This is a genomic window from Rubellimicrobium rubrum (assembly GCF_006152115.1).
GTDB classification, from domain to species: Bacteria; Pseudomonadota; Alphaproteobacteria; order Rhodobacterales; family Rhodobacteraceae; genus Rubellimicrobium; species Rubellimicrobium rubrum.
Genome location: NZ_VDFU01000053.1, coordinates 1 through 12,550, shown reverse-complemented (window position 1 = coordinate 12,550; position 12,550 = coordinate 1). Strand labels below are relative to the sequence as shown.

13 protein-coding genes are annotated in these 12,550 nt (G+C 65.9%); 9 read left to right on the top strand and 4 right to left on the bottom strand.

From position 1 onward, the window contains the following. The first annotated feature begins 320 nt into the window (after window positions 1–320). On the top strand, window positions 321–1,385 hold the full coding sequence (gene coaA / locus FHG66_RS20485) for a type I pantothenate kinase (protein ID WP_246082704.1): 1,065 nt from the start codon (window positions 321–323) through the stop codon (window positions 1,383–1,385). Here coaA and FHG66_RS20480 read toward each other — a convergent pair. Then, window positions 1,382–2,014, bottom strand: coding sequence for an NUDIX domain-containing protein (locus FHG66_RS20480; protein ID WP_176556377.1), 633 nt, complete (start codon window positions 2,012–2,014; stop codon window positions 1,382–1,384). The two genes, coaA and FHG66_RS20480, sit on opposite strands and share 4 nt — an antisense overlap. A 137-nt stretch (window positions 2,015–2,151) precedes the next feature. Between FHG66_RS20480 and yghU the strand changes: the two genes are divergently transcribed. Further along, on the top strand, window positions 2,152–3,042 hold the full coding sequence (yghU, locus tag FHG66_RS20475) for a glutathione-dependent disulfide-bond oxidoreductase (protein ID WP_139079005.1): 891 nt from the start codon (window positions 2,152–2,154) through the stop codon (window positions 3,040–3,042). 42 nt (window positions 3,043–3,084) lie between these two features. Here the strand turns inward: yghU and FHG66_RS20470 are convergent, their stop codons facing one another. Continuing rightward, a complete protein-coding gene (locus FHG66_RS20470; RefSeq protein ID WP_139079004.1) occupies window positions 3,085–4,761 on the bottom strand; it encodes an MFS transporter in 1,677 nt (558 codons plus the stop codon). 646 nt (window positions 4,762–5,407) lie between these two features. Here FHG66_RS20470 and FHG66_RS20465 point away from each other — a divergent pair. From FHG66_RS20465 to FHG66_RS20440, 6 genes are all read left to right on the top strand, one after another. Next, entirely contained in the window at window positions 5,408–6,529 is a 1,122-nt protein-coding gene (locus FHG66_RS20465; protein ID WP_139079003.1) for a GGDEF domain-containing protein, read from the top strand. 339 nt (window positions 6,530–6,868) lie between these two features. Then, on the top strand, window positions 6,869–7,468 hold the full coding sequence (gfa, locus tag FHG66_RS20460) for an S-(hydroxymethyl)glutathione synthase (RefSeq protein ID WP_139079002.1): 600 nt from the start codon (window positions 6,869–6,871) through the stop codon (window positions 7,466–7,468). Between the two features lie 158 nt (window positions 7,469–7,626). Next, window positions 7,627–8,457: an S-formylglutathione hydrolase gene (fghA, locus tag FHG66_RS20455; RefSeq protein ID WP_139079001.1), complete on the top strand. Its 831-nt coding sequence runs from the start codon at window positions 7,627–7,629 to the stop codon at window positions 8,455–8,457. Window positions 8,458–8,578: 121 nt separating this feature from the next. Next, window positions 8,579–8,779: a hypothetical protein gene (locus tag FHG66_RS20450; RefSeq protein WP_139079000.1), complete on the top strand. Its 201-nt coding sequence runs from the start codon at window positions 8,579–8,581 to the stop codon at window positions 8,777–8,779. Window positions 8,780–8,857: 78 nt separating this feature from the next. Continuing rightward, window positions 8,858–9,502, top strand: a complete 645-nt coding sequence (locus FHG66_RS20445) for a hypothetical protein (protein ID WP_139078999.1) — start codon at window positions 8,858–8,860, stop codon at window positions 9,500–9,502. Next, complete coding sequence (locus FHG66_RS20440) at window positions 9,499–9,846, top strand: hypothetical protein (protein ID WP_139078998.1); 348 nt, start codon at window positions 9,499–9,501, stop codon at window positions 9,844–9,846. Before FHG66_RS20445 ends, FHG66_RS20440 begins: the two co-directional genes overlap by 4 nt. Here the strand turns inward: FHG66_RS20440 and FHG66_RS20435 are convergent. Further along, on the bottom strand, window positions 9,843–10,643 hold the full coding sequence (locus FHG66_RS20435; RefSeq protein WP_139078997.1) for a quinoprotein dehydrogenase-associated SoxYZ-like carrier: 801 nt from the start codon (window positions 10,641–10,643) through the stop codon (window positions 9,843–9,845). The genes FHG66_RS20440 and FHG66_RS20435 overlap by 4 nt on opposite strands. A gap of 84 nt (window positions 10,644–10,727) precedes the next feature. Between FHG66_RS20435 and FHG66_RS20430 the strand changes: the two genes are divergently transcribed. Next, complete coding sequence (locus FHG66_RS20430) at window positions 10,728–11,759, top strand: quinoprotein relay system zinc metallohydrolase 2 (protein WP_139078996.1); 1,032 nt, start codon at window positions 10,728–10,730, stop codon at window positions 11,757–11,759. Between the two features lie 10 nt (window positions 11,760–11,769). Here the strand turns inward: FHG66_RS20430 and FHG66_RS20425 are convergent, their stop codons facing one another. After that, a complete protein-coding gene (locus FHG66_RS20425) occupies window positions 11,770–12,378 on the bottom strand; it encodes a hypothetical protein (protein ID WP_246082703.1) in 609 nt (202 codons plus the stop codon). Window positions 12,379–12,550 lie beyond the last annotated feature (172 nt).

The following is a 12,550-nucleotide window of genomic DNA, read 5'->3' as shown; positions in this document are numbered from 1 at the left end:
TCCGTCGTGCTTGGCCGCCAGACGGAGTCACAGCCCGCTGATGCCGCTCAACTCTTTTCGGGTCAGGCTCTTAGATCCAGCCTGTAAGCATCGGTCCGCCGCGACCGCGCCAGCCAGCATCGCCATCGCGAGATGCTGGTGTCCGGAGTGGCAGGGCCCCGGCTGATTCTGTGTCCCCGTTGTGTCCAAGGGATGGATGCCGACCAGCCTGGGCCGGAAAATGGCAGTCTCGGGGCAAGAACAAAGTGGATCCTGCCGCCCTGGGGAAGAAAGGGTCTCGGCCCGGCTCTGGCCTTTCGCACCAGCGATGATCATCTGCCGTGCAGATCACCCGTGACGCCCTTATCGGAGCCATGAAGTTCCCGGCCCTGCATGGCCGGGGTGGACTGGCCAGGGCACCGAACGGCTCTACCGTCGGGGCAAGGTCGAAGGGGGCGGCGGCGGTGGCGATGGACCGGGATCCTGCGGAGAATGGTCCCTACAGGATCTTCACGCGGGATCAATGGGCGGAACTGCGGTCAGGCACACCTTTGGATCTCACGGCAGAGGACGTGGCCGCCTTCCAGGGTGCAGGCGAGCCGGTTTCCCTGCGAGAGGTGGAGGACGTCCTTTTACCCCTGTCCAGACTGCTCAACCTCCATGTGGCGGCAGCGCGCGGACTGGCTCAGGTGCAGGACACCTTCCTTGGGCAGCCATCTGGCACGACGCCGTTCGTATTGGCCTTGGCGGGCAGCGTCGCGGTCGGCAAGAGCACCTTCGCCCGCCTCCTGCGCGCCGTTCTGGCCCGCTGGCCGGACCATACCCATGTGGACCTTGTGACGACGGACGGCTTCCTGTTTCCGAACAGTGTCCTTGAAGAACGCGGGCTCATGGCGCGCAAGGGATTCCCGGAAAGCTACGATCTGCGCCGTATGATCGCGTTCCTGAAGGCGGTGAAGGCCGGCGTTCCCGAGGCAAAGGTGCCGGTCTATTCCCATCAGGCCTATGACATCCTTCCGGACCGGTTCGACGTCGTGCGGCAGCCCGACATCCTGGTGTTCGAGGGGCTCAATGTGTTGCAGGTCCCCAGAGGTGTCGGCATGGCCGCTTCGGACTTCTTCGACTTCTCGATCTACATCGACGCCGAAGAGCGGGACATCGAACGTTGGTTCATCCAGCGCGTGCTCCTTCTCCAGCGAACGGCGTTCCGGGAGCCGTCCTCGTTTTTCCACCATCTGAGCAGTCTAACCCCGGACGACGCGGCACGGATGGCGCGGGAAATCTGGCGGGACATCAATGGGCCGAACCTTCGCGACAACATCGCGCCCACCCGCGAGCGAGCAAGGCTGGTGCTGACCAAGCGCGCCGATCACGCCGTCGAGCGACTCGCGCTGCGGCGGCTCTAGCGGCCCGGTGCCTGCGGCCCGCCGAGCCACGAGCGCCGGATCCGGTCGTGATTGCGCGCAAAGTAGGCCAGGAGCACCACGGCGGGGCCAGCCTCGATCTCGCCTTCGTCGAGACAGGCGATGGCTGCCGCGGCCGGCAGGACCTCGGCGCGGATATCCTCGTGTTCCTCGGCCAGGCCGAAGCGGCCTCCAGCGGACGACAGGTCGGCCTCGGCCACGAAGGTCTCCACGAACTCCGACGAGCCGCCCGGCGAGGGCAGGAATGCGTGAGCGCGCTCGATGCGACCGATCTCGCAGCCCGCTTCCTCGACCGCTTCGCGGGCCGCAACATCCTGGCCCGTTTCTCCGGCCTCGACCATGCCGGCAATGACTTGGAGCGGGCGGTTTGGGCGGCCCGCCAGATGGGCCCCGATCAGGAGCTGACGGATAAGGAGGACGCTGTCGGAGCGCGGGTCATAGGGCAGCACCGCTGCGGCGTTGCCCCGCTCGAAGACCTCGCGCGTCAGGACCGGGCTCATGATGCCATCGAAGGTCCGATGCTTCAGTGTCAGGATGCCGACCCGGAAGAACCCGTCATGACCGCTCCGGCGTTCGATGATCTCGACCTCGGTCTCGTTCTCGGACATCATCAAACCCCCTTTGGCAGACGGATCGGTTCGCGGCGCCGACGCGGAGATCCGTAAGGGCGGCATCGCCGGTTGCGGTTGCCCGGCTGCATCTGCGGCACATCTGTCGCCTTTCAAGCGTCAGCGATCGGGCATGGCAGATGAGCGAACCGGACACCTTTACCCCGCCAAAGGTCTGGACCTGGGATCGGGAAAGCGGCGGAGCCTTCGCCAGCATTAATCGCCCGATCGCAGGGGCGACCCATGACAGGCCACTTCCGGTGGGTCATCATCCCATCCAGCTTTACTCCCTGGCCACGCCGAACGGCGTCAAGGTCACGGTGATGTTGGAGGAGTTGCTGGAACTCGGCCATGCCGGGGCCGACTACGACGCTTGGCCGATCAGGATCAGCGACGGCGACCAGTTCGGCAGCGGATTCGTGGCGGTGAACCCAAACTCCAAGATCCCTGCCATGGTGGACCATGGGACGCCAAAGCCGACCCGGATCTTCGAATCTGGTGCCATCCTCGTATATCTTGCCGAAAAGTTCGGGGCGTTCCTTCCGACGCAGCCAAGCGAGCGGGCGGAGTGCCTGTCCTGGCTGTTCTGGCAGGTCGGTAGCCCCCCCTACCTGGGAGGTGGCTTCGGTCATTTCTATGCCTATGCGCCGGTCAAGCTCCAGTATCCGATCGACCGCTTCACGATGGAAGCCAAGCGTCAGCTGGACGTGCTGGACCGGCAGCTTGCCCAAAGCGAGCATGTCGCCGGGACGGACTATACCATCGCGGACATGGCCATCTGGCCCTGGTACGGGCAGCTCGTCCTCGGGCGGCTCTATGAGGCAGCCGAGTTCCTGGACGTCGCGTCCTATTCCCATGTCCTGAGATGGGCCAAGGCCATCGACGCACGACCGGCTGTGCTACGCGGACGCATGGTGAACAACACGTTCGGCGAACCCGCGATGCAGTTGCATGAACGCCATGACGCCAGTGATTTCGAGAACCGAACGCAGGACAAGCTCGGCGCGGCGGGCCCGGCCGGCGGGACATGACCCCCGAGGCCGTGCCGCAATGAGGCTCCACCGCAGGCCCGATTAGGAGGCCCGCGACGGGTCGTTGAGGGGCGTGGCCAACTCACGGGCCACCTGGGCCTCCTCGGAGTGCCTTGGACGCGCCTCGCGCTCGACCATCCGGCGGACTTGGGGTGGCCAGCCTCCTCGATGCAGTTCCCTGAGGCGCTCGATGATCGCCGCATCCTCGCGCGTCAGCCGGTTGTTCAGGCGCACGTAGTCGTGCCAGGTGGCGGCATCATAGCGTTCGACCCAAAGTTGCGGGTCGGCCAGATCGCGCATGAGCATCCAGTTGTGCGCGCCATCGCGACGCCGGATCCGACGTCGTTCGGTCATTACATGAAGGAACTCCGGCTCGTCGGCCTCGGCGATCCGCCACTCCACCGCGATGACCACCGGGCCAGTCCGGCCATCCACCGGCACTACCGTTTCGGGCTCGCGCCAGGTGCGCAGCGGGCCGAGATCGCGTCCCTTGACGTCAACGAGCGGCAGCACCAGCCCGATCAGCGCGCAGGCCAGAAGCACCCCGGCCGCCATGAACAAAGCCGGGGCCAAACCGTTCCGTTCGGCGACCGTACCCCAAAGCCAGCTCCCGCCCGCCATCCCCCCAAAGGCCGCCATCTGGTACAGCGACAGGGCGCGGGCCACGACCCAACGCGGCGTGGACATCTGGACCGTGACGTTGAAGCTCGACAACGCCAGCACCCAGCCCGCCCCCGCCAAGAGGAGGGCGATCACGGTGGGCAAGATGCTGCCGCTCAGGCCCGCCAGCACCGCGGCAGCGGCGAAGGCCAGGATCGCACCCCTGACCAGCGCCTCGGTCGAAAGCCACGCGCGCAGTCGAGTGCTGCCCAGCGCGCCGCACACCGCACCCACTCCGAAGGCTCCGAGCAGGAGCCCGTAGGTCAAGGGACCCCCACCCACGAGCTCCCGGGCTATCAACGGCATCAGCGCGTTGATGGCGCTGGCTCCGACCCCGAACACCACGGCGCGCAGCAGGACGATGCGCAGCGCCGGCGACAAGGCGACGTAGCGGAGACCCGAGATTATGGCCGCACCCAGCGCCTCGCGGGGGAGGGTCTGCGAGGGCTGCTCGGGCCGCCAACGCGCCAAGACGAGGATCAGGCCCAGGTAGCTTGTCGCGTTGACCGCGAAGGCGGCTGCAGCGCCCGCGGCCGCAACGATCGCGCCGCCAATGGCGGGACCGAGGCTCCGGGCGAGGTTGAAGCCCATGCTGTTAAGAGCGACGGCCGAGGGCAGATCCTCGCGCGGGACCATTTCGCCGACCGAGGCTTGCCAGGCGGGCCCGTTCATGGCGGTGCCGCATCCGATCAGGAAGGTGAACAGGAGCAGGAGCCACGGCGTGATCAGCCCGGCCCAGGTCACCAGCGACAGCACGACCGAGATGCCTAGCATGAACATCTGCGCGGCCAGCATGACGCGTCGCCGGTCCATGCTGTCGGCCACGGCCCCGGCCACGAGCGACAGGAGCATGATCGGCAGGGTCACCGAGGCCTGCACCAGCGCGACCATGTCCGCCGACGGGGCGATGGAAGTCATCATCCAGGACGCGCCGACCGACTGGATGAGCCCGCCGAAGTTGGAGCCGAGGCTCGCCATCCAGACGGCCCGGAACACCGGATGACGTAGCGGCCCCAGGGCGCCGGGCGCCGGAGGCGTTCCGGGATGTGGATCAGCCATGCCGTCCGGCCTGTGATCGAAGGGAAGCAGTCATGAACGGGTAGGGCATGGTGCAGGGCAATCTAGGTGCAAAGCGGGCGAAGTCAGTCCCTACCCCCGCTTCGGTCCATCTGTGGCGCGAATCGGGCAGGACGGCGGCGCCTCAGGCATCAACAATCCGGGGACGTCACGGCCGGCAGGCGACGAGCCTTGCGCTCCGTGATGAACGCGGCCCTGCGGCTGGGCTGGCGAGGAGCGCACCGGCATCAGCTTGGCAATTAAGTTGAACCGTCGCCCCTGCGATGCCGCAATTCAGCCTGGGTGTCGTGCCGTACGAGTCCAGCCCGACAGGTCATTCGAACAACCAAGGACCTCAGTTCCGACCAGGTGAACGACTAAACCTCAGGATCCTGTCTTGAAGGACTGGGAGCACGACCCTGATGCACCGTAGCGGGCCATCGATCTCACAGTCCGCCCAGTTCTTGTCCAGTCCCTCCTAATCGCCGCATTCGCTCGGCTCGTCATAGGTCAAGACCACCGCTCGGTTGCTCATACGGCGACTGTTCGCCGATCGCGCTCAGGATTGACTGCGATTTCCGGGGCAGGATTAACCGATTCGCAAGGCATCTTTGCGATTGTTTCTCTTGTAGAGACGAGAGGAGAAGCCATGGGCTGGCGCACCGTAGCGAAGTGGACTAGGCTCGCATCGCTCCTCATGGCATTCGGCGCGGGCTCGGGATTTGTGCACCCCTGGGTTCGGGTCGAAGCGCAGTCGAACGAAACATCGCCAATGGCCAGGCAGGCTGACGCCCCGCGCCGTGCATGGCTGGCCAAGGAGGTTCACGTCCAGGGACGGTTGCGCGATGCCCTCGTGGCGTCAAAGACCGGCCCGACCAACTTATCCAGCACGCGCGAGCAGTCCCAGATCGTGGCGCTTTGGACAGGTCACGGCAGGGTTGCCCAGTTGTCGCCACACCATGCGGCTGTCCCGAGCCAACTGGCAGTCGAACGGAAACTTGACCAACTTGGCCCGATGGCGACGCCCTTGCCCGCGCTTGCCACGCGTGCTCCCACCACCCGGGCCGTCCTACCGATGCCGGACCAGGCCGGGAACGTCGATCTCGTGTGGAGCCGGAGCGACTTCGCCCGCGTCGTGGCTGCAATCTGCCTAGGCTGGGCCTTGGTCGTCCTTGTCGTCGCCCGAAAGATGTGGACGATGCAGCGTGCGAATGCCCGGTTGACCGATCTGGCGCATCGGGATGAACTGACCGGCTTGGCCAACCGCCGTGCCTTTCTTGAAGTCATGGAACGGGCCATGGTGGCTGGATCGCCCGGCTCCGATCGCAGGGCGTTGCTGTTCATAGACCTCGATGGCTTCAAGGCCGTCAACGACAGCTTCGGCCATGCAGTGGGTGACCGGATGCTCATAGCCGTGTCCGACAGGCTCAGGTCCGTCGTGGGCCCCTCGGACGTCCTTGCCCGGCTCGGCGGCGACGAGTTCGCCTTGCTCGTGAGCGATCTGGTACCCGAGGTGGAGACCCGGGACTTCGTGAAGCGCATCCGCGAGGCCGTGTCCGGGGCGAGCATCGAGGGAAGTGCCGTCCGGCTCTCCGCGAGCGTTGGGCTTGCCAGGCTGTCGGACCACCCGCACGCGGGGGCAAGCCTTCTCGATCTGGCCGACGAGCGCATGTACCTCGACAAGCAGCACAGCAAGAGCCTTGCCCTTCATCGCCGGCCTGAACGGACGGCGGACGTGAGATGGCTGCCACGGTCGGTGCGCCACGGGTAAGGGCCGCTGCGTCCGTTCTGCCGCGTCCAGCCCACGGGCACGCCGCAGCACCAACCGTAGGCACATGGTCCCATCGTGCCAGGTCTGGCGTGGCGAGAGCCGCACTCAGTGTCTGAAACGCCGTCGCTAAGGCTCTTCGGACAGAACCGGTGATCGCCGGGACACGCTCACTATTTGGATCCGAACGAGGCTGGACGGCTCCACCCACAGCCCAGAATCGCACCTCCAACTTTTCTGATGCCAGTACAAGAAGCCGTGATAGCGTCACCAAGCGCCCGGACGGAATGAGGCGCAACCATGGGGCGGAGGTTCCGCCCGGCTCTGGGAGGAGGACACCACATGGCCACACCGATGCTGCATCCGGCACTCGACAACGGGATCGCACCGACATCCGAAAGCTTCACCGGCGGCGTTCTGGTCTGCAACTGCACCGACAGTCCGGTCCGGGTTCGTATCGAAGGGCAGGTGGCCCATAATCACGCCTGCGGCTGCACCAAGTGCTGGAAGCCTGAGGGGGCTATATTTTCCATCGTCGCGGTCGCTCCGGTGGACAAGGTGCAGGTGCTGGAGAACGGCGACAAGCTGGAGGTGGTGGACCCGTCGGCCCTCATCCAACGGCACCGCTGCAACGCCTGCGGCGTCCATATGCATGGTCCGGTGGAACGGGATCATCCGTTCAAGGGCCTGAGCTTCGTGCATCCCGAGCGGTTCGAAGGACAAGGCTGGGCACAGCCGGGCTTTGCAGCCTTCGTGTCCTCGGTCATCGAGGCTGGCGTGGACCCGAACGAGATGGATGGCATCCGGAGCCGCCTGCGGGAGATTGGCCTCGAGCCCTATGATGCCCTGTCACCGGCGCTGATGGACTACATCGCCACCTGGACGGTCCAGCACCGCTCGGAGTCCTCGGCCAAGGCCGCGGCCGAGACGGCTAACGCCTGACACGGTATCCCGGCCCTGCGTAACGATCCCTGCAGGGCCGGAAACAGGGCCGGCCGAAGACCCCTGCCTTGACACGGCAGCCTGCCTGATGGCGGGATCTCAACCCTGCGCCGTCCGGGCCAAGACGGTCCGGGTCTGGCCGATGATCAGGAGCATGCATGGACGTCGTTTCGGAATGGGCGGCCCACGGAGGCCGGCAACTCGTGTGCAAGCATCAGTCCACCGCCACGGGAGGAGAGATGACCTTTGCGGTGTTCCTGCCTCCCGCCGCCAAGGAAGGGCCTTGTCCGGTCCTGTGGTATCTATCCGGCCTGACCTGCACCCATGCCAATGTCATGGAAAAGGGCGAGTACCGCCGTGCAGCCGCCCAAGCGGGTCTGATCGTGGTGTGCCCCGATACCTCGCCGCGGGGCGATGCCGCCGACGATCCGGCCTATGACTTGGGGCAGGGCGCTGGGTTCTACCTCGATGCCACCCAGTCCCCTTGGGCCGGACGCTACAACATGAAGACCTACGTCACCGAGGAACTGCCCGCCCTTGTGGCCTCCGAGTTTCCGGCCGACATGGATCGCCAAGGCATCTTCGGGCACTCCATGGGCGGTCATGGGGCCCTGACCCTGGCCCTTGGGTTGCCGGGCCGCTTCCAATCGGTCTCGGCGTTCGCGCCTATCGTCGCGCCCTCGCAGGTGCCCTGGGGGGAAAAGGCCTTTGGGGCGTATCTCGGCCCCGATAATACGGCCTGGCGCCGTCACGACGCGGTGGCGATGATCGAAGACGGAGCCCGTCTGGACGAGATTCTCGTCGATCAAGGCGAGGCCGACACCTTCCTTGTCCGGGAACTTCGGCCCGAGCTTCTGGAACGCGCCTGCATCGACGCGGGCATCCCGCTCACCCTGCGGCGGCAGCCGGGCTATGACCATTCCTACTTCTTCATCTCCACATTCATGGCGGATCACGTGCGATTCCATGCGGACCGGCTCACGAAATAGGCTTGGGCGGTCACGATAGGTTTACGTGGATCAGCCAGAGTTGAAACCCGTTGGCATCTCTGCTCCGGGATTGGAGGGGTTGTGCTTGCACGCCCCTCGAAGCCCTTCGGAGTGATTTCTCATGATCGAACTCGCCTTCGTCGTCTGCCTGAGCGCCTCGCCCGATACTTGCGAGGACCGCGCCCTGCAATTCGTGGACATTTCCATGACGACCTGCGCCATAGCGGCTCAGCCGCAACTGGCCCAATGGGTGGGTGAGCATCCGGGCTGGACCATCCAGCGTTGGACCTGTCAGCCGATCGGGGCGGGCATCGACGCCTGATCCCTGATCGGAGCTGTGGACAACCTCCCCCGTGACAGGCTTTGATCGGCCGAAGCACGGCCCCTGGGGAGGAAAGCCATGATACGGACTGCCACGCTCGCGCTTTGCGCGTCTCTTGGATCGACCGGCGCACTGCACGCCGAGAATGCGTTCGACCTCGTGTTCCGGTCAGGAACACTCGACGGGCTCCCGCAAGGGACCGAACTGCTCTACGAAGGAGACGGCGCGTTCGATCCGCAAGCGGACAAGGACTGGGGCCAGGTGACCGTCGATCTTGGGCCCGACGACAGCGCCAGCGTGGTAGGGCTTAGTCCCGATGCTTCCGAGGAGCCCCTACCTCTTGGCGAATTCAAGGCCACGGTGGGGAACCCGGTCGCGATGGTGTTCCTGGAGCGTACGGTGCAGTCGATCGCCGAGGCGACCGGCGGCAGCCCTTTCTACATCCGCAACCGGATCCGGGACGCCCTGGGTGGACCCGGTCAGGTCGAGCCGGTGACGGCCACCTGGGACGGCCAGCCGGTCGAGGCCACGTCTGTGGCGCTGATCCCGTTCGCAAACGACGCGCACCGCGACGATCTGGGAGCCTTCGCCGACCTCGAGATCCGGGTCGTCGTGTCCGAGGCGGTGCCGGGTTGGTATCTATCCATCCAGGCCGATGCCCCGGCCGCCGGTACCGAAGCAGCCTATACCAGTTCCCTGTCCCTGGCTCAGGTCGAGCCATGAGGACGATCCTTCTGCTCTCTGCGCTGGCGATCGCGGGGCAGGCGCAGGCCCAGGATGCGGCGGCCCTCCTCAACGATTATCCCACGGCCGCGCGGGCCGAATACGTCTTCGCCTGCATGGCCGTGAACGGGGAAAACCAGCGCAGCCTGGAGCAGTGCTCCTGCTCGATCGACCGGATCGCCTCGATCGTGCCCTACGAGAAGTACGTGGAGGCCGAGGCGATCCTGGCCCTCCAGCAGACCGGCGGAGAGCGGTCCACGCTGTTTCGCGACAACGCTTTGGTCCGCGGTGCCGTCGCGGACCTCAGGCGGGCGCAGGCCGAGGCCGAGATCCTCTGTTTCTAGGTGGCCGGCTGCTTGGGCAGGGTCTGCTCGAAGACGTTGCCCTCGGTGTCCCGGGCCATGACCCGGAACCCAGGGGCGCCGTTGTCGACGTATCGGAAGCGGAAGACGGGGTTTTCCGACACGGAGATGCCGCCCGTGAGGGTGAAGAGCATCTCCTCGCCCTGATACACCTCGATCCGTTCGATGAAATGCGCCGGGATCCAGAGCTGGGTCACCTGATCCCGCTGCAGGCCCGAGAACTGGGGATGGCGTATCATAACCTGGGCTTCCTGGCGCCCGTCGCCGGCCTCGCCAAAGCCTCGCAGGCGCATCTCACCCAAGCCGGCCGTCGCCTCCTCGGGGGAGCGACTTGCCGGGGCGGAGCAGCCGCCGGACGCCTTGACGTAAGCGCCCGCCATCAGCACCTCGCCCTGCCCAGTGGTCGCGATGGCCCTGACATTGGAGTACTGGTTGACCCGGACCCGAAGCTCGAAGTCGAGCGGCATCAGCGCTGGCCCGAAGGCGATCTCGGCCGCGACGGGCGAGGGGTTCTCGTCGATGACAAGGGTCATGCCATGAAGCGGGGGGCCGCCCGCGGGCTGGACCAGATGGATCGGAACGGTAGCCGCATCGTCGGCACGGACGGGCGCGTCCAGGGCCAGCGCATCGCCTGCCGGAGCAGGGGTGACTTCCCCCAGGATGCTGGGGGCGAGATAGGCCCAGGTCTCGCCTTCGATCAGCGGGTTTGGCCGGTCCTGGGCCGCGACAGACCCGACCGAGAGTGCGACAAACAGGGGTGCAAGCAGCAGACGCGTCATGGCGGAGCTCCGTCCCAACGTCATTCGACGCCACACAGATAGCACGGATCCGTCGATCCGTCGAAACCGAGTTTGGAGACAGCCATGATCGATGTCCTTGCGACGCTCTGCCTGCTGGCCGCACCCAGCGAATGCGTCTTGAGGACCGTGCCCGTGGGTGCCGAGACCTGCGAGGCCGCCATGATCGCCGCCGCCGGACGGCTGGAGGACTGGCGCAGCCATTATCAGGTCGGAGACGTCCACTGCGGCGCCCTCGCCGAGCCGCCGCTCGCTTTCGAGGAGGTTCGGCCGGGCCTGTTCGTCCACCGGGCCGCGGTTGCCTTGGCTAGCCCGGAGAACGGCGGCGACATCGGCAACGTGGCCTTCGTACTGGGCAGGGACGCGGTGGCGGTCATCGATGCCGGTGGCTCCCGCGCCTTGGGGGAAGCTGCCGTTGCAGCCATCCGTGCCCGGACCGACAAGCCGATCCGGTTCCTCGTGCTCACGCATTTCCACCCGGATCACGTCTTTGGCGCGACCGCCATGGCCGATGCCGGGGCAGAGATCTTGGCCCATCCGAAGTTGTCTGACGGCCTGGCCGTTCGGGCCGAGACCTATATGGAGCGAACGGAAGAGCAGGTCGGACTGGCCTTTGCAGGCAGCACGCTGCCCCGAGTCGATCGCATCATCGGTCCGTCCGAGGTGCTGGACCTTGGCGACCGGGAGCTTGAGCTACGGGCATGGCCCGTGGGTCACTCCGAGGCTGACGTCACGGTGCTCGACCGGACGAGCGGAACGCTGATCGCGGGCGACCTCGTCTTCGATGAGCACCTGCCGACGCTTGACGGCTCCTTGTCGGGTTGGCTCGGCGTTCTCGACCTGCTGGGGGCATCTGAGGCCACCTCGGTCGTGCCAGGTCATGGCGGCCCGATCCTGCCCTGGCCCGAGGGTGGCGAGTCGCTGCGGCGCTACCTCGGAGTCTTGGAGCAGGACCTGCGCGCACTTCTCGCCGACGGGGTTTCTCTGGGCGACGCCGTTCAGGTCGCTGCAGGGCAGGAGAGGGCGTTGTGGTCCCTCTTTGACGAACACAACGCCCGGAACGCGACGGTGGCTTACACCGAACTCGAATGGGAGTGATTGGCCGAGGTCACCCTGCGGCCTTCAGCAGCATCTGCGCGATCCAGAAGGCCCTCTGCTCGAGGAGGACTGGCGACTCGCAGACATAGGTCAGGGCGCGGTTGCGATCATTGAAGATGCGGACCCGCCAATCGATCTCGGCCTCGACCTCGTCCATCCGGTCGAAATCGGGCGCCTCGGCGGCTTCCAGATCCTTCATCTCGGCCCGAAGCTCCTCCAACTCCGAGGCAAGCGTCGACTGGTTGCGCGCATAGCGCCCGATGCCCGCGACGATTTCGGTGCGTTGCCGGTCGATGTGGTCGAAGGTGATGCGGAACACCTGCCCATAGTCGTCGGGCCCCAAGTTGGGGTGAGACTCCTTGGCGTGGGACAGGAGCTCCTGCGCGTCCTCCTCGGATACACGCCGAAGCGCCAACTGCGCCGCCACCTCCTCCAGGTCCTCAGGCAGAGGCTCCGTTCCTTCGGGGATCGGATCCGGCCACATGGCCGCAATCGAGAGACGCTCGACCTTGCGTTGGATGCACGGCCAGTCGGGGTCGGACGGGCCCGCTGCCAGGGCCGGAAGGGCAGTTCCCATCAGAATCAGTCCTGCCAGCATTCGTGCGGGGGTGTCTCGCATGGGGGCTCCTCCATTGGTATCTACGACCAAAGTATGACGGGCGTGATAGGAAGTTGAAATCGTCGGCCAACAGTTCACCATAAGGTTTCAAAAGAAGATCATCGGGGAGGGGATATGTCCATGCGCACGCGTGCTGCCGTGGCTGTGAGGGCTGGAGCGCCGTTGGAGGTGA